Origin of the sequence: Faecalimonas umbilicata, assembly GCF_042846195.1 — a bacterium.
Taxonomy (GTDB): Bacteria; Bacillota; Clostridia; order Lachnospirales; family Lachnospiraceae; genus Faecalimonas; species Faecalimonas umbilicata.
The window spans coordinates 681,218-699,345 of record NZ_AP031411.1; the positions used below are offsets into that span (position 1 = coordinate 681,218).

An 18,128-nucleotide genomic window follows, 5' to 3' on the forward strand; every position below is an offset into this window, starting at 1 on the left:
ACTAATAACTCATACAGTTTACCACATTGGCAATAGATTACAAGTCCTTTTTAAAAAAACACATAATATGGAAAGAACACAGAAAAATTGAGGGAAGCATATCTTGCGGTCGATTTCTGTCGATGAAAAGTCCGGGGAATGTCCAATCGGATGGTTATAAATCCGTTATCATAGAATAAAATAATAAAGACAAAAAAATACAGCAAAGAGGAGAGAGATAAATTATGTCCGATAAGATTATTGAAAACAACCAGGTAACAATTATGGGAGAGGTGGCATCCAGATTCACATTTAGTCATGAAGTATTTGGAGAAGGATTCTATATGGTAGATGTCCTCGTTAAGAGACTTAGCAATTCTGAAGATCGGATTCCACTTATGATTTCCGAGCGTCTGATAGATGTGACCAAAGATTATACAGGGGAATTTATCATGGCAAGTGGACAGTTCCGGTCGTATAACAGACACGAGGAACATAAGAATCATCTTGTACTTTCCGTGTTTGTTCGGGAGGTAGCATTTGTGGATGAGGAACTTGATGGGGCGAAGACAAATAATATTCTTTTAGATGGATACATCTGTAAAGCACCTGTTTACCGCAAAACCCCTCTTGGGAGAGAAATTGCAGATCTTCTGCTTGCAGTGAACAGACCATATGGGAAATCTGACTACATACCATGTATCTGTTGGGGAAGAAATGCAAGATATGCTTCCGGATTTGCAGTGGGAGAACATGTGCAGATTTTAGGAAGGATCCAAAGCAGAGAATATGTGAAAAAATTGTCTGAGACAGAGACAGAAAAACGTGTGGCATACGAAGTGTCAGTCAGCAAGCTGGAATGTATCGGTGCTGAAATAAGTGAAGAAGAGTAGTAGGAATAGCTGTGGCTCCATTGACATTAGAAAAAAATGATGATAAAATTTCAGACAAGAAATCGCTGATGAAATGAAAAAAATCAAAGTAAAACTGATGTTTAGGAGGATAAATATGGCAATTTTTACAGGAGCAGGAGTAGCGATCATAACGCCGTTTCATGAAGATGGAAGTATTAATTATGATCAGTTAAAGAAGCTGGTGGATTATCATTGTGAGAATGGAACAGACAGTATCGTAATCTGCGGAACAACAGGGGAATCTGCGACAATGACGGAGGAAGAACATCTGGAGTGTATTAAACGCACGATTGATTTTACTGCAGGAAGGATTCCGGTGATTGCAGGGACGGGATCAAACTGTACTGCAACAGCGGTAGAGCTGTCCAGAGAGGCTGCAAAAGCAGGAGCAGACGGACTCCTTGTTGTAACTCCGTATTACAATAAAGCGACGCAGAAAGGGTTGATCGAACATTATAAGGCAATCGCAAGAGAAGCAGATGCGCCGATCATCATGTACAGTGTGGCAAGCCGTACCGGGTGTAATATTGAACCGGCGACAGTTGCGGCGTTGGTAAAAGAAGTCGATAACATTGTGGGCGTGAAAGAAGCCTCCGGTAATATTTCACAGGTGGCAAAGATCATGCAGCTGACACAGGGAGATATCGATCTGTATTCTGGAAATGATGATCAGATCGTTCCGATTTTGGCTCTGGGAGGAAAGGGAGTTATCTCTGTATTATCCAATGTGGCTCCAAGAGAGACGCATGAGATCTGTGCAAAATTCTTTGCAGGAGATATTGCAGGAAGCAGAGAACTTCAATTAAAAGCGATTCCGCTGATCAATGCACTGTTCAGTGAAGTTAACCCGATCCCTGTTAAGAAGGCAGTTTCTTTGATGGGAATGGAAGCCGGTGGACTGCGGATGCCGCTGACAGAGATGGAAGAAGCAAATGCACAGAAATTGGCACAGGCAATGAGAGCGTTTGGAATTCAGCTCGCATAGAGAAAGCATAGAGGAGCTGCCATAGGATGGAAGCTGTCGGAAGAATGTAGTATTGTAGGAAGAAAAGAACTGCATTCTGTCCGGACAGTCATTCTGTGGCAGCCCCTTTTGTCAATTGTATCGCAAAACCTCGCACATTCGCTGTGAGGGCTGTAAAACATAAGAAAATGGAGGAGAAGATGATGGTAAAAGCAATTATGCACGGATGTAATGGGAAAATGGGGCAGGTAATTTCCAATCTTGTAAAGGAAGATGATGGGATTGAGATTGTTGCAGGAATTGATAAATATACAGGTGTGAAAAATGAATATCCGGTTTTTACGGATATTGCGGACTGTGATGTGGAGGCAGATGTCGTGATTGATTTCTCCAATGCACTTGCAGTGGACGGACTGCTTTCTTACTGTGGAGAGAAAAAGCTTCCGGTGGTACTTTGTACTACTGGATTGTCTGAAGAGCAGCTTGCACAGGTACAGTGTGTTTCTGAAAAGACAGCAGTGCTGAAATCGGCAAATATGTCGCTGGGAATCAATATGCTGTTAAAGCTTCTTCAGGATGCTGCCAAAATTCTTGCTCCGGCAGGATTTGATATTGAACTGGTGGAAAAGCACCATAATCTGAAAGTAGATGCCCCAAGCGGGACAGCGCTTGCACTGGCGGACAGCGTAAATGAAGCGCTTGGAAATGCGTATGAATACGTTTACGACAGAAGCAAAGAACGCAAAAAAAGAGAAAAGAAAGAAATCGGAATCTCGGCAGTGCGCGGCGGAACGATTGTAGGAGAACACGAAGTGATTTTCGCCGGAGCAGATGAAGTGATTGAATTTAAGCATACGGCATACTCGAAAGCAGTCTTTGGAAAAGGTGCTGTGGAAGCGGCAAAATACCTTGCAGGGAAACAAGCCGGACTTTATGACATGAGTGATGTGATTGAATCTTCTTCTGAAAATCAATAGAAAAAATTACCATTACTTTCCGAATGTATAGAATGGCAGGGAATGCAGACAATATTGGCGAGAAGCAATTCTTACTACATTTCAGGAAAGGAAGATAGCCAGATGAAGAGAGCAAAGAAAATGATACTCAGTATTTTGTGTGTGAGTGTTCTTTTGTGCATGACAGCGTGTGCAAGGGGAAACAAAGATAATGTGGCAGATGATAATACTGCAACGGGAACAAATGAAGAGAAGAAAAATGACAGTGAAAGAAAGCGGGAAGAAACAAATACAGATGGAGAGGCGCCGCGTGACGGAGTGCTTGAAGATGTAGGGGATGCCGTGGAAGATGGAGCAAGAGATGTCAAAGACGGAGTAGAAGATGTCCTTGACGGAACAGACCAGAATGACGGACGTACGGAAAAACGTATAGACGATAACAAGGATGGCGGAAATGCGGATACAATGAACGGTGCGACGGACAATACCGGACAAACGAACACGGCAAGATAGCAGAAACTGTATATTTTTTTGATTTTGGACGCCCTGCGGCTGTATGCCGTGGGGCATTCTTGCAGAGATGGCAGAAAAATGATGAAAACTCAAAAAAGAATGGGGATATTTTGCGGGAGAACAGAATGCTTTGTGGAAAAAATTTAACAAAGGTGTAAAGAAGATGGGAAGAGTTTATGAACAGTTGATAAACTTGTTGAAGAAGCGAAAGGATAGTGTTAAAATAAGAAACAGAGTAAATTTGGATAAATTAAGGAGTAGGTCATGGGTTTATTAGAGAAGATATTTGGGACGCACAGTGAGAATGAATTGAAGCGTATTTATCCGATCGTTGACAGAATTGAGGCGATGGATGAAGAAATGCAGCAATTATCCGATACAGAACTGAAAGGGAAAACAGCGGAGTTTAAGAAACGTCTGGAAGAGGGCGAGACATTAGATGATATTTTACCGGAAGCATTTGCAGTCGTAAGAGAAGCAGCTTCCCGTACCTTACATATTAAGCATTACAGAGTACAGCTGATTGGTGGAATCATTCTTCACCAGGGAAGAATCGCGGAGATGCGTACCGGAGAAGGTAAAACATTGGTTTCTACACTTCCTGCATATTTGAATGCTTTGACTGGAAAGGGAGTTCATATTGTAACAGTCAATGACTATCTGGCAAAGCGTGATGCAGAGTGGATGGGGCAGGTGCATGAATTTTTAGGACTGAAAGTCGGGGTTGTACTTAACTCGATGGATAATGATGAGCGAAGAGAGGCATATAACTGTGACATTACTTATGTGACCAACAATGAATTGGGATTTGATTATCTGAGAGATAACATGGTCATCTATAAAGAGCAGCTTGTGCAGAGAGGACTGCATTTTGCGGTTATCGATGAGGTTGACTCGGTATTGATTGATGAGGCGAGAACACCGTTGATCATTTCCGGACAGAGCGGAAAGTCTACAAAGCTTTATGATGCCTGTGACATTCTTGCAAGACAGCTTGTAAAAGGAGAGGCAAGCGGTGAATTTTCCAAGATCAACGCGATCATGGGAGAGGAAATCGAGGAGACAGGTGATTTCATCGTCAATGAGAAAGAAAAGAATGTCAACCTGACAGAAGAAGGTGTGAAGAAGGTAGAGAAGTTCTTCAACATTGAGAACCTTGCAGATGCGGAGAATCTAGAGATTCAGCATAACATTATTCTTGCTTTGCGTGCGCACAACTTAATGTTTAAAGATCAGGATTATGTTGTGACTTCTGACGGAGAGGTAATGATCGTTGATGAGTTCACCGGACGTATTATGCCGGGAAGACGTTATTCCGATGGACTCCATCAGGCCATTGAGGCAAAAGAACATGTAAAAGTAAGACGGGAAAGTAAGACGCTGGCAACAATCACCTTCCAGAACTTGTTTAATAAGTTTGAGAAAAAGAGCGGTATGACAGGTACTGCGTTGACAGAAGAGAAAGAATTCCGCGATATTTACGGTATGGATGTTGTTGAGATTCCGACGAACAGACCGGTGCAGAGAGTTGATTTAAACGATGCGGTATATAAGACAAAGAAAGAAAAATTTGAAGCGGTGATCGAGGAGATTATCGAGGCACATGCCAAAGGTCAGCCAGTTCTTGTCGGTACGATCACGATTGAGACATCAGAACTTCTCAGTAAGATGCTGAAGAAGAGAGGAATCCAACATAAGGTGTTAAATGCCAAATTCCACGAGAAAGAGGCGGAAATCGTAGCAGATGCAGGTGTGCATGGCGCTGTAACTATCGCTACGAATATGGCCGGTCGTGGTACTGATATTAAGCTGGACGATGCGGCGAGAGAAGCAGGAGGACTGAAGATCATCGGTACAGAGCGGCATGAATCAAGACGTATCGATAATCAGCTGCGTGGACGTTCTGGACGACAGGGAGATCCGGGAGAATCCAGATTCTACATTTCGCTGGAAGATGATCTGATGAGACTCTTTGGTTCGGAACGACTGATGAATGTCTTTAACACACTCGGTGTGGAGGATGGAGAGCAGATTGAACATAAGATGTTGTCCAGTGCGATTGAGAAGGCTCAGAAGAAGATTGAGAATAATAACTTTGGAATCCGTAAGAACTTACTTGAGTACGATCAAGTTATGAATGAACAAAGAGAGATCATTTACGAAGAGCGAAGAAGAGTACTTGACGGAGAAAGTATGAGAGATTCTATTTATCATATGATCACGGAATACGTGGAAAATGTTGTGGATTCCTGCATTTCTCCGGATGTAGATTACGAAGAATGGGATCTGACCGAGCTGGATGTCAACCTGCATGCAACACTCCCGATCAAGATTCCGACAATCGAAGATGTCAAAGGTATGAACCAGAAAGAATTAAAGCATCTTTTGAAAGAGCGTGCCGTAAAAGCTTATGAGGAGAAGGAAGCAGAATTTCCGGAGCCGGAGCATTTAAGAGAGATTGAACGTGTGATTCTTCTGAAGGTTATCGACGCAAAATGGATGGATCACATTGACGATATGGATCAGCTGCGACAGGGAATCGGGCTTCAGGCGTATGGACAGAGAGATCCACTTGTAGAGTATAAGATGATGGGTTACGATATGTTTGGAGAGATGACAGCGGCAATTGCAAAAGATACAGTACGTCTCCTCTTTAACGTAAGAATTGAACAGAAAGTAGAACGTGAACAGGTTGCAAAAGTGACTGGAACAAATAAAGATGAAAGTGCAGCACATACGCCGATGAAGCGGGAGGAGAAGAAAGTATATCCGAATGATCCTTGTCCGTGTGGAAGCGGCAAAAAGTATAAACAGTGCTGTGGTCGTAAAGCATAAAAGAAAGGAAATTTCTCTGCGGGCAGATATCTGCCTTCGCGGGAGAAATTTCTTTTTACAGATTTTTAGATAAAAATTTTGAAAATTGGAAAGAGGTGATCAAGGTGGTAGCATTGGATGAGATTAAGAGTATTTTAAATACATATGAGGCACCGCTGAAAGAACTGAGGGATTCACTTTGACCCGGAAGGGAAGAAGCAGAGAATCGAGGAATTAGAAAGAAAAATCGGAGAGGCAGACTTTTGGGATGACGCAGAACATTCTCAAAAAGTGATGAAAGAACTGAAAAGCCTGCAAGATTCGGTGAAAAGAACTGAGGAACTGTACCGGCAGTATGAGGATATTCAGATTTTGATTGATATGGCATACGAGGAAAACGATGAGAGTATGATCAAAGAGATCGATACAGAGTTAAAGCAGATCGAGAGCACATATGAAGAACTGCGGATCGAGACGCTTCTGTCAGAAGAGTATGATAAGGATAATGCAATTGTTACCTTACATGCGGGAGCGGGCGGTACAGAGGCTTGTGACTGGGTGAATATGCTGTACCGAATGTACAATCGCTGGATTGAGAGCAAAGGATTTACAACAGAAGTGCTCGATTATCTTGACGGGGATATTACAGGGATCAAGACAGTAACCTTTGAGGTCAATGGAGAGAATGCATATGGATATTTGCAGTCAGAAAAAGGAGTGCACAGGCTGGTACGGATTTCTCCGTTTAATTCAGCAAATAAAAGACAGACTTCGTTTGCCTCATGTGATGTGGTGCCGGATCTCGAAGATGACATTGATATTGAGATTAATGAAGATGAATTGAAAATTGATACTTACCGGGCGAGCGGCGCCGGCGGACAGCATGTCAATAAAACATCATCCGCGATTCGTCTGACACACCTGCCAACCGGGATCGTGGTACAATGCCAGAATGAGCGTTCCCAGCACAGCAATAAGGAAAAGGCAATGCAGATGTTAAAGGCGAAGCTTTATCTGCTGAAGGAACAAGAACAGGCAGAAAAAGTATCGGGAATCCGGGGTGAAGTAAAGGAGATCGGGTTTGGAAACCAGATCCGTTCCTATGTGATGCAGCCTTATACGCTTGTGAAGGATCACAGAACGAATGAGGAAAGCGGAAACGTTACAAGTGTGCTGGATGGGAATCTGGATCCGTTTATCAATGCTTATCTAAAGATGCGAAATGCAAAAAAGGAAGAAAAATAAAAGTCTGGTGATCCAGACAAGGAGAGTGGAACGTTATGGATAAGACAAAGTATTATGTATTAAAGAAAAAGGCTGTTCCGGAAGTACTTTTAAAAGTCGTAGAAGTAAAAAGGCTTCTTGCTGCTGAGCGGGGGCTGACCATTCAGGAAGCGACAGAGCGAATCGGAATCAGCAGAAGCTCTTTCTACAAATACAAAGACGATATATTTCCGTTTCATGAAAATGAAAAAGGGCAGACAGTGACGATGGTCATTCAGATGGATGATACACCGGGACTTTTAGCAGAACTTCTCAGAGAGGCGGCAAAGTATCGTGCGAATATCCTGACTATTCATCAGAGTATTCCGATCAACGGAATTGCAACATTGACACTTAGTATAGAAATTTTATCGACAACAGGAAATATATCGGAGATGGTGGACGAGATGGAAGAAAATGAAGGCGTCCATTATCTGAAAATTGTAGGCAGGGAGTAGACTATGATAAATATTGCAGTATTAGGATATGGAACAGTAGGCTCCGGGGTAGTAGAAGTGCTCGACACAAACAGAGAGTGTATCAGCCAGAGAGTCGGAGAAGAAATCCGGGTAAAATATGTGCTGGATCTCAGAGACTTTCCGGGAGATCCGGTACAGAACATACTGGTCCATAATTTTGAGGAAATCATCCGGGATGAGGATGTTAAAATCGTTGTAGAAGTTATGGGAGGGATTGAGCCTGCATATACTTTTGTGAAGCGCTCGCTTCTCGCTGGAAAGAGTGTGGCGACATCGAACAAGGCGCTTGTAGCAAAGCACGGAGCAGAACTTTTATCAATCGCAAAAGAAAAGCAGATCAATTTTTTATTTGAGGCAAGTGTGGGAGGAGGAATCCCGATTATCCGCCCGCTCAATTCTTCTATGACCGCAGATGAGATTGAAGAGATTACAGGGATCTTAAATGGAACAACAAACTATATGCTGACGAAGATGTTCTATGAAGGAGCAGGGTACGAAGAAGTGCTCCGGCAGGCGCAGGAAAACGGATATGCAGAGAAGAATCCGGAAGCAGATGTAGAAGGTTATGATGCATGTCGTAAGATTGCAATCCTATCCTCTCTGATCTCGGGACATCAAGTTGATTTTGAGGATATTTACACAGAAGGGATCACAGAAATCACAGAGAGGGATATGGAGTACGCAAAGCAGATGCAGATGACGATTAAGCTGCTTGCGAGCAGTAGAAGAAGCGGCGAATGCTTAAGCGCGATCGTGGCACCATGTCTTCTTGAGAATACCCATCCTCTTTTTGGAGTCAATGGAGTATTTAATGCGATTTTTGTACATGGAAATGTACTTGGGGATGCGATGTTTTATGGAAGTGGCGCGGGAAAACTTCCGACCGCGAGTGCAGTTGTGGCAGATGTTGTGGAGGAAGCAAAGAATCTGAACCGCAATGTTATGACCATGTGGAAGAGTGATAAGCTAAAACTTCAGGATAAAGGCGATACAATCCGAAGATTTTTTGTGCGGATCACAGGAAATGCGGAGGCGATGAAGACTTATATCGAGAGTATTTTCGGACCGGTTCAGATTGTGATGCTTCCGGATGTGGAGGAAGAGTTTGGATTTCTCACAGGGCGCATGACGGAGCGGGCATATGAGGAGTGTGCGGCAAAATTTCCGAATATTATCCGTATGATCCGCATGCAGGAGCAGAGCGGGTCCAAAGAGTAAAAGATTCTTCGGAATGTCTGGTACGAGAACAAGGAGAAAGGAGAGTCTGTTCGTGTAAAATAGAAAGCGGACAGAAAAGTGATATGCTGATAGTGAAAAAATTTGGCGGCAGTTCCGTTGCGAACAAGGAGCGGATCTTTCGGGTCGCAGAGCGATGTATAGAAGAATATAAGAAGGGAAATGATGTTGTAGTTGTACTGTCCGCAATGGGAGATACGACTGATGAACTGCTTGCAAAAGCTGCTGACATCAATCCGAATGCACCAAAGAGAGAGCTGGATATGCTTCTGACGACAGGAGAACAGGTTTCTGTATCATTGATGGCGATGGCAATGCACGCACTCGGAGTGCCGGCAGTTTCTCTGAATGCGTATCAGGTTATGATGCATTCCACCTCTAGATATGGAAATGCAAGATTTAAGCGAATTGATTCAGAACGGATCAGACACGAATTGGATTCTCGGAAGATTGTCATTGTCACCGGCTTTCAGGGAGTCAATAAATATGATGATTATACAACACTTGGAAGAGGTGGTTCGGATACAACTGCAGTGGCGCTTGCAGCGGCATTGCGCGCAGATGCGTGTGAGATTTATACAGATGTAGATGGAGTATACACAGCAGATCCGCGTGTTGTAAAAAATGCGAGAAAATTAAAAGAGATTACCTATGATGAAATGCTGGAATTAGCAACTTCGGGGGCGAAAGTGCTTCATAATCGCTCTGTGGAGATGGCAAAAAAATATGGCGTACAGCTGGTAGTCAGATCTAGCATGAATTTAGAAGAAGGAACGACTGTGAAGGAGGTAGCGAAGATGGAGAAAATGTTGATCAGTGGGGTAGCAGGGGATAAGAATACAGCACGAATTTCAGTACTTGGAGTCAGTGACCAACCGGGAGTGGCATTTAAGATCTTCCACACGTTGGCAAAAAATAATATCAATGTGGACATCATCCTTCAGTCTGTCGGACGGGAAGGGACAAAGGACATTTCTTTTACTGTTTCTCAGGAAGATCTAAAGCCGGCACTGGCAATCCTGGAGGAATATCAGGAGCCAATGACAATCCGGGAGATCAAGTGGGAGGATACTGTTGCAAAAATATCAATCGTGGGAGCGGGTATGATGAGCAATCCGGGGGTTGCGGCAAAGTTATTTGAATCGCTCTACAACAATGGAATCAATATCAACATGATCTCTACTTCAGAAATACGTATTACGGTTCTGATCGATGAGAAGGAAATTGACAAGGCAATGCAGGCAGTCCATGATGGGTTTGGACTTGGAGATGTGTAAGAACGAGAGGGAAAACAAAAAAGAGAGGGTGAAGTAGGACCCTCTCTTGTGTATTTGCAAAAAGATTTTGCTAAGATCAGAGCAGTTTCATCTGACTCAGAGCGCTGTTGTGATATTGTGGACAGAACGTTACATCTTCGCCAAACCAGTCAGGCGGAGTGAAATGTTCAGCGGACATTGCATCTGCAAATTCAACTTCTGCAATTTGGAGTCCGGAGAGCTTGCCGGAAAAAATATCCAGTTCGATGGTAAGCGAGTCGGAGAGCGGAATCATATAGCGAGTTTTTTCGATGCAGATTCCGTCAATCTTTGTCTTAAGATGTTCGTAGCCTTCAGCGGTCAGAGGAAGATTGTGTTCTTCTCGGATCATCATGCCGCGGGATTTGTAGGTGAGTTCATAGCGGTCGTTATCCTTTCGGATACGCACGACGGGGTTTGTGCAGAGATAGCCCTGTTCAATCGTGCGAAAGGGAAAGGAAGACAGATCGAAAGGGATTGTGTGGATCAGATATTTACGTTCGATTTCCATAAAAAATACCTCCAGTGATTTTTACATACAGCGACAAATTTGTGTCGGTTGTTTAAAATAACAGTTCAAAATACTCTTCGGTATCATAGTACAGATAAATGAAAATGTAAAGCAGTCATGGAAAAAATACGTAGGGAAAGGAAAGGTTGATATGAAAAAAGAAGCTGTGATCTTTCTTGCAGAAGGATTTGAAGAAGTGGAAGCACTGGCAGTTGTGGATGTACTGCGCAGGGCGGGAGCCGTTGTTCGTATGGTATCAGTCAGCGGCAAGAAGTATGTGGCAGGTTCTCATCAAATTTGCGTGCAGGCAGATGAAGTGTTTGGAGAAAAGACTTATGAGGAGGCAGATGTGGTGATTCTTCCGGGAGGCATGCCGGGAACACTCCATTTGAAAGCACATGAAGGAGTAAGAAGTGTTGTAAAAAGGGCAGCCAAAGAAAAGGTTGTGGCTGCAATCTGCGCGGCTCCTACCGTGCTTGCGGATATGGGGCTGTTGGAAGGAAAAGAGGCAACCTGCTATCCGGGGATGGAAAAAGACATGTGCAAGGCTGTCTGCCGGGAGGAGAAGGTAGTACAGTCGGGAAACATCATTACCGGAAGAGGGCTGGGCACTGCAATTGATTTTGCGTTGAGGTTGACAGAAGTATTGTTTGGCAGAGAACAGGAAGAGAAAGTCAGAGAGACTATCGTATATTCTGCGCAGGAATAAAACAAAATGGAAATGAGGTATCTATGCGGAAACAGAAAAGGATCATGATATGTTTTTGTCTGCTGCTCGGCATGAGTTTGGTCGGCTGTGGAGTATTGAAAGGATTTGATGCAGAAGCCTATACGGAGGCAGTTTTAAAGCAGCGGCTTTCGGGGGATACAAAAGCAATTGCCAGACTTACCGAGGAGATGTCAGAAGAAGAACTGACCGCACAGTACGAGAAAGAAGTGCAGACGTTTGTTGCGGGATATATCACAAAGGATGTGTCGATGGGAGAAGAATTGACAGAAAAATATACGGCATTGTGTTCCGAAATTTTTAAAAGTCTGAAGTATGAAACGGCGAAAGTCGAAAAGAAGGATAAGAATACTTATGATGTGAATGTGTATATTTATCCGACGGATATATTTGTGACTTTTTCAGAAAAATTAAAACATCCTGCAGATGAAATGATCCAGAAGGCAGAAAATGGTGAGTATAAAGGTACTGAGGAAGAAATCAAGACCCAAATGCAAAGCGAGTTTTTAGAATATTCCTATACGCTCTTAGAAGAGAGTTTCGAGGGAGCGCAAAATGGCAAAAAAGAAACGGTAGTGTTGACGATCAGCAATAAGGAGAAAAAGGGATTTGCAGTTGAAGAAGAAAGCTTTTCAAACTTTCTTACAGCAATACTCAGACTTGATGAAGTGAAATGACCTGGCAGGGAAATGCAAAATAATTTGAAATACACACTAGTAATTTCAGATACTTTATGCTATAATTTTTTAGTGACTCTGAGTAGGAGTAATTATACGAAGTGAAAAACAAAAGTTACCATATATAAGGAGGAAACTGTAAATGAGTTTACAAGTAGAAAATTTAGAAAAGAACATGGCGAAGCTTACAATCGAAGTGTCCGCTGAAGAATTAGAAAAAGCAATCCAGGGTGCATACTTAAAACAGAAAAATAAAATCAGCGTACCAGGATTCCGTAAAGGAAAAGTTCCGCGTCAGATGATCGAGAAAATGTATGGAGCAGAGATTTTCTATGATGATGCTGCAAACGCACTCATTCCGGAAGCATATTCCAATGCTTATGATGAAAGTGGATTAGAGATTGTTTCTCAGCCAAAAGTAGAAGTAGTTCAGTTAGAAAAAGGAAAACCATTTATTTTCACAGCAGAAGTTGCAGTAAAACCGGAAGTAACTCTCGGTGAGTACAAAGGTCTTGAAGTAGACAAAGTTTCTAACAGAGTAACTGCAAAAGAAGTTGAAGAAGAGATCAAAAAAGAACAGGAAAAGAATGCAAGAACAATTGAAGTAGAAGACCGTGCAGTACAGGACGGAGATGAAGTTGTATTAGACTTCGAAGGATTTGTTGATGGTGTTGCATTTGAAGGTGGAAAAGGAGAAAACTATCCGTTAACAATCGGATCAGGATCTTTCATCCCAGGATTTGAAGAGCAGTTAGTAGGTGCTGAAAAAGAAAAAGAAGTAGAAGTAAATGTGACATTCCCAGAAGAATATCATGCAGAAGAATTAGCAGGAAAACCGGCAGTGTTCAAGTGTACAGTACACGAGATCAAAGCAAAAGAACTTCCGGAATTAGATGATGAATTCGCAGCAGAGGTTTCTGAATTTGATACATTAGACGCTTACAAAGCAGATGTGAAAGCAAAGATCAAAGAGAGAAAGAACACAGAAGGAAGAAGAAAGAAAGAAGATCAGGCAGTAGAAAAAGCAGTTGCAAACGCTACAATGGAGATTCCGGATGCGATGATCGACACTGAGGTAAGACAGATGGCAAATGATTTCTCACAGAGAATCATGCAGCAAGGACTTACTATGGAACAGTACTTCCAGTTCACAGGAATGACAGCAGAGAAGATGCTCGAAGAACTTCGTCCACAGGCTGTAAAACGTATTGAGACAAGATTAGTTCTGGAAGCAATCGCAAAAGCTGAGAACATTGAGATCAGCGATGAAAAATTAGATGAAGAATTAGCTAAAATGGCAGAAGCTTACAAGATGGAAGTAGAAAAACTGAAAGAATTCATGGGAGAAGCTGAGAAGAAACAGATGAAAGCTGATATGGCAGTTCAGGAAGCTGTTACATTCTTAGTAGAATCGGCAGTAGAAGCTTAATTCATTTTGGCATTGCAAAAAAATAGGAGGGATATACATGAGCTTAGTACCTTATGTCATTGAACAAACAAGCCGTGGAGAACGCTCTTACGACATTTATTCAAGACTATTAAAAGACAGAATTATTTTTCTCGGAGAAGAAGTAAACGATGTGTCTGCAAGTGTGATCGTTGCCCAGTTATTATTTTTAGAGGCAGAGGATCCAGAGAAAGACATCCATCTTTACATCAACAGTCCGGGTGGCTCGGTAACGGCAGGAATGGCAATCTATGATACAATGCAGTTTATCAAATGTGACGTATCGACAACATGTATTGGTATGGCGGCAAGTATGGGAGCCTTCTTATTAGCCGGAGGAGCAAAAGGAAAAAGATATGCTCTTCCGAATGCGGAGATCATGATCCACCAGCCGTCAGGCGGTGCACAGGGACAGGCAACAGATATTAAGATCGTAGCTGACCATATCTTAAAGACCCGCACAAAATTAAATAAAATTTTAGCAGAAAATACTGGTCAGGATTTATCTGTGATCGAAGTAGACACAGAGAGAGATAACTATATGTCTGCTGAGGAAGCAAAGGCATATGGACTGATTGACGAAGTAATTATTAAGCATTAGACTAAGGAGGGGTTGTTCCGGGTGGGCATCCCCTTTCCGTGTAAAAATGAGGTGAGCATATGGCAGGAAAAATGAGCGATGATCTGATAAGATGTTCGTTCTGCAACAAGACACAGGCGCAGGTGCGTAAGCTGATTGCAGGCCCGAACGGGGCATATATCTGTGACGAGTGTATTGATGTATGTGCAGAAATTATAGAAGAAGAATTTGCTTACGAGGACGAGAGTAAATTTAGCGGAATCAATCTGTTAAAGCCGGAAGAGATCAAAGCATTTTTAGATGATTATGTAATCGGACAGGACGAAGCAAAAAAAGTGTTAGCAGTTTCCGTGTACAATCATTACAAAAGAATTATGGCAGAGAAAGACCTGGGAGTGGAGCTGCAGAAGAGTAATATTCTGATGTTAGGACCAACCGGGTGTGGAAAGACATTTCTCGCACAGACGCTTGCAAAGATTCTGAATGTACCGTTTGCGATCGCAGATGCGACTGCGTTGACAGAAGCAGGATATGTAGGAGAAGATGTGGAAAACATTCTTCTGAAGATCATTCAGGCGGCAGATGGAGATATTGAGCGCGCAGAGTATGGAATTATCTATATCGATGAGATTGATAAGATCACGAGAAAATCAGAAAATCCATCGATTACAAGAGACGTATCAGGTGAGGGAGTGCAGCAGGCGCTCTTAAAAATCCTTGAGGGAACGGTTGCCTCTGTTCCGCCACAGGGAGGAAGAAAACATCCTCACCAAGAACTGATCCCAATCGATACGACAAATATTCTGTTTATTTGCGGAGGAGCTTTTGAGGGCATTGAGAAGATCATAGAGTCTCGTGTGGATAAGAAATCAATCGGGTTCAATTCTAAGATGACAGGTGCCAATGAGCATGATAAAGACAAGCTGTTAAGTCAGGTGCTTCCGCAGGATCTTGTGAAATTTGGATTGATTCCAGAACTTGTAGGGCGAGTTCCGGTGACGGTAACTTTAGAACAGCTTGACGAAGATGCGCTGATCCGCATTTTGACGGAGCCAAAGAGTGCGATCGTCAAACAGTATCAGAAGTTGCTAGAACTTGATGGTGTAGATCTTCAATTTGATGAAGATGCACTGAAAGAGATTGCGAAGATTTCTCTTTCTAGAAAGACTGGTGCGAGAGGCCTTCGTGCAATTCTGGAAAATGTCATGATGGACACAATGTTTAAAGTGCCATCAGATGATAAGATCAAGACATGCAGAATTACAGAAAATGTAGTAAAAGGACTGGAAGATCCAGAATATGGATATGAGCGTGTACTTCTTCCAAAGAGGGAGAAAGTGGCATCAGAAAGTGCATAGAAAAGAGAAAGGGACGGGGGAAGCGGATTCTCCTGTCCTGTTTTATAATAGATAACATTTGGAGGAAATATGGAGAAAATACTGGAAAGCCTGCCGATGATTCCGCTTCGCGGCATGACGATCCTTCCAGAGATGGTCGTACATTTTGATATCAGCAGGAAAAAATCGATCGAAGCCGTGCAGGAAGCGATGGTGGGAGATCAGAGAATATTTTTAGTGACACAGCGGGAAGTGGAAACCGAAGAGCCACAGCAAAAAGAATTGTTTGAGATCGGGACGATTGGTACAATCAAGCAAGTGATCAAGCTTCCGAAAAAGATTTTGAGGATTCTTGTAGTAGGAGAAGAGCGGGCAATGCTTCGCAATATTGAGTGCGGGGAGCCATACATGAGGGCGCTTGTGGAAGTAGAGCGTGAAGAAAAAAAAGAGTTGCCAGAGGAGGAAGGAATCCAGGAACAGGATCCGCAGACCGAAGCACTTGTGAGAAATCTGAAAGAAATGTTTGCAGAATTAGGGGTGAAAAGTCCGAAAGTCAGCAAAGAGACCGTTGCACAGATTCTTGATATTGACGATCCCAAAAAGCTGATCAGACAGATTTGTGCAAATATTCCGCTTCCTTATCGGGAACTTCAGGAACTATTGAATGAAGGAGATCCATGGAAACTTTACGAGCTGCTTAGTTTTAAGTTGGTCAATGAACTTCAGATTATGAATATTAAGGAAGAACTTCAGGTCAAAGTCAAAGAGCGTGTCGATAAGCACCAGAGAGAGTATATTTTAAGAGAACAGTTAAAGCTGATCCGGGAAGAACTCGGTGATGATACGACAATGAGTGATGCTGAAGAATTCGAGGCTGCGACAAAGAAAATGGCAGCATCCAAAGAAGTCAAAGAGAAGCTGATGAAAGAAATCAAGCGTTTTAAAAATTCTATGGGAAGTGCGGCAGAGACCTCGGTCATCCGAACTTATATTGAGACTATGCTGGAGATGCCGTGGGATAAGAAGAAAGAAGAAAGTTATGACTTAAGCTACGCAAAAGAGGTTCTGGAAAAAGAACATTATGGATTGGAGGAAGTCAAAGAGCGTGTGTTGGAATATCTTGCAGTCCGTACACTCACACAGAAAGGGAACACACCGATTCTGTGTCTGGTAGGACCTCCGGGAACTGGAAAAACTTCCATTGCACGGTCGCTTGCAAAAGCTCTCCACAAACCATATGTGAGAATTTCGCTCGGCGGCGTCAAAGATGAGGCGGAAATCCGGGGACATAGGAAGACGTATGTCGGTGCAATGCCAGGAAGAATTGCAAATGGGTTGAAGACAGCAGGAGTCAAAAATCCGTTGATGCTGTTAGATGAGATAGACAAAGCAAGTTCCGACTATAAGGGGGATACTTTCTCAGCACTTTTGGAAGTGCTTGACAGTGAGCAGAATTATAAGTTCCGGGATCATTATCTTGAAGTTCCAGTGGATCTTTCGGAAGTATTGTTTGTCACAACTGCAAATTCACTCCAAACTATTCCGAGACCGCTGTTAGACCGTATGGAGATCATTGAGATTAGCAGTTACACAGAAAATGAAAAAGAGCATATTGCAGACAGACACTTGATTCCGAAACAATTGGAACGTCATGGATTATCCGAGGAACAACTTCAGATCAGTAAGAATGCCGTAGGAAAGATGATCCGTTCTTACACGAAAGAAGCAGGGGTGCGCCAATTGGAGCGAAAGATTGGGGCTATTTGCAGGAAATCTGCAAAAGAGATTCTTGAGAAGGACAGAAAGAAAATCCGGGTGACGGAGAAGAATATTGAAAAGTATCTTGGAAAAGAAATCTTCACGTATGAGATGGCAAATGAAACAGACGAAGTCGGAATTGTGCGCGGGCTGGCATGGACAAGTGTCGGAGGGGATACACTTCAGATTGAAGTGAATCTGATGCCGGGAAAAGGGGAATTACTTTTAACCGGACAGCTTGGGGATGTCATGAAAGAGTCGGCGATGGCCGGGATCAGCTATATTCGCTCGATCAGTGAAAAATATGGAATTGAGGCAGATTATTTTGAAAAACATGATTTCCATGTACATATTCCGGAGGGGGCTGTTCCAAAAGACGGACCATCTGCCGGAATCACGATGGCGACGGCAATCTTTTCGGCAATTCTGAATCGAAAAGTGCGTGCAGATGTTGCGATGACAGGAGAGATCACACTGCGTGGAAGAGTGCTTCCGATTGGAGGTCTGAAAGAAAAATTGTTGGCGGCCAAGAATGCCGGGATCAAGAAGGTGCTGATCCCAGCAAGGAACAAAAGAGATGTGGAAGAACTTTCAGCAGAGATTACAAAAGGACTGGAAATCATTCCGGTAGAACAAATGGAAGAAGTGTTAGAACATGCATTTGTTCCGGAATAGGAA

At 42.9% G+C, this 18,128-nt stretch carries 16 protein-coding genes; 15 read left to right on the forward strand and 1 reads right to left on the reverse strand.

Annotated features, from left to right (window positions below):
- The first annotated feature begins 224 nt into the window (after positions 1-224).
- From ACGG81_RS03380 to ACGG81_RS03420, 9 genes are all read left to right on the forward strand, one after another.
- Positions 225-872 (forward strand): single-stranded DNA-binding protein, encoded by a 648-nt coding sequence (locus ACGG81_RS03380; RefSeq protein WP_120105848.1) that lies wholly within the window; start codon positions 225-227, stop codon positions 870-872.
- 115 nt (positions 873-987) lie between these two features.
- A complete protein-coding gene (gene dapA / locus ACGG81_RS03385; RefSeq protein WP_009262998.1) occupies positions 988-1,878 on the forward strand; it encodes a 4-hydroxy-tetrahydrodipicolinate synthase in 891 nt (296 codons plus the stop codon).
- Positions 1,879-2,060: 182 nt separating this feature from the next.
- Positions 2,061-2,834, forward strand: coding sequence for a 4-hydroxy-tetrahydrodipicolinate reductase (gene dapB, locus ACGG81_RS03390; protein ID WP_009262997.1), 774 nt, complete (start codon positions 2,061-2,063; stop codon positions 2,832-2,834).
- A gap of 102 nt (positions 2,835-2,936) precedes the next feature.
- Positions 2,937-3,326 (forward strand): hypothetical protein, encoded by a 390-nt coding sequence (locus ACGG81_RS03395; RefSeq protein ID WP_016439979.1) that lies wholly within the window; start codon positions 2,937-2,939, stop codon positions 3,324-3,326.
- Positions 3,327-3,590: 264 nt separating this feature from the next.
- Complete coding sequence (gene secA / locus ACGG81_RS03400; RefSeq protein ID WP_009262995.1) at positions 3,591-6,161, forward strand: preprotein translocase subunit SecA; 2,571 nt, start codon at positions 3,591-3,593, stop codon at positions 6,159-6,161.
- A 104-nt stretch (positions 6,162-6,265) separates the two neighbouring features.
- Positions 6,266-7,385 (forward strand): peptide chain release factor 2 gene (gene prfB / locus ACGG81_RS03405; RefSeq protein ID WP_147625391.1). Its coding sequence is split into 2 segments (ribosomal slippage): positions 6,266-6,340 and positions 6,342-7,385, totalling 1,119 coding nucleotides; the frame shifts between segments, so codons are not numbered across the junction.
- 35 nt (positions 7,386-7,420) lie between these two features.
- Positions 7,421-7,861 carry an ACT domain-containing protein gene (locus tag ACGG81_RS03410; protein ID WP_008976544.1) on the forward strand — a complete coding sequence of 147 codons (441 nt, stop codon included), beginning with the start codon at positions 7,421-7,423 and terminating at the stop codon, positions 7,859-7,861.
- 3 nt (positions 7,862-7,864) lie between these two features.
- The gene (locus ACGG81_RS03415) at positions 7,865-9,100 is read left to right on the forward strand and encodes a homoserine dehydrogenase (RefSeq protein ID WP_008976543.1); all 1,236 of its coding nucleotides are present in this window, start codon (positions 7,865-7,867) and stop codon (positions 9,098-9,100) included.
- Positions 9,101-9,183: 83 nt separating this feature from the next.
- The gene (locus ACGG81_RS03420) at positions 9,184-10,395 is read left to right on the forward strand and encodes an aspartate kinase (RefSeq protein WP_016439403.1); all 1,212 of its coding nucleotides are present in this window, start codon (positions 9,184-9,186) and stop codon (positions 10,393-10,395) included.
- Between the two features lie 76 nt (positions 10,396-10,471).
- Here ACGG81_RS03420 and ACGG81_RS03425 read toward each other — a convergent pair whose 3' ends face one another.
- Complete coding sequence (locus tag ACGG81_RS03425; protein ID WP_008976540.1) at positions 10,472-10,924, reverse strand: CYTH domain-containing protein; 453 nt, start codon at positions 10,922-10,924, stop codon at positions 10,472-10,474.
- A 151-nt stretch (positions 10,925-11,075) separates the two neighbouring features.
- Here ACGG81_RS03425 and ACGG81_RS03430 point away from each other — a divergent pair, with 151 nt between their 5' ends.
- The 6 genes from ACGG81_RS03430 to lon all read left to right on the forward strand — a co-directional run bounded on the left by ACGG81_RS03430 (position 11,076) and on the right by lon (position 18,125).
- Positions 11,076-11,633 (forward strand): DJ-1 family glyoxalase III, encoded by a 558-nt coding sequence (locus ACGG81_RS03430; protein WP_016439402.1) that lies wholly within the window; start codon positions 11,076-11,078, stop codon positions 11,631-11,633.
- Between the two features lie 23 nt (positions 11,634-11,656).
- Positions 11,657-12,328: a hypothetical protein gene (locus ACGG81_RS03435; protein WP_390109596.1), complete on the forward strand. Its 672-nt coding sequence runs from the start codon at positions 11,657-11,659 to the stop codon at positions 12,326-12,328.
- Positions 12,329-12,470: 142 nt separating this feature from the next.
- On the forward strand, positions 12,471-13,757 hold the full coding sequence (gene tig, locus ACGG81_RS03440; protein ID WP_009262991.1) for a trigger factor: 1,287 nt from the start codon (positions 12,471-12,473) through the stop codon (positions 13,755-13,757).
- 37 nt (positions 13,758-13,794) lie between these two features.
- On the forward strand, positions 13,795-14,376 hold the full coding sequence (gene clpP, locus ACGG81_RS03445) for an ATP-dependent Clp endopeptidase proteolytic subunit ClpP (protein ID WP_008976537.1): 582 nt from the start codon (positions 13,795-13,797) through the stop codon (positions 14,374-14,376).
- Positions 14,377-14,435: 59 nt separating this feature from the next.
- A complete protein-coding gene (gene clpX, locus ACGG81_RS03450; protein ID WP_009262990.1) occupies positions 14,436-15,713 on the forward strand; it encodes an ATP-dependent Clp protease ATP-binding subunit ClpX in 1,278 nt (425 codons plus the stop codon).
- A gap of 69 nt (positions 15,714-15,782) precedes the next feature.
- Positions 15,783-18,125: an endopeptidase La gene (gene lon, locus ACGG81_RS03455; protein WP_390109601.1), complete on the forward strand. Its 2,343-nt coding sequence runs from the start codon at positions 15,783-15,785 to the stop codon at positions 18,123-18,125.
- Positions 18,126-18,128 lie beyond the last annotated feature (3 nt).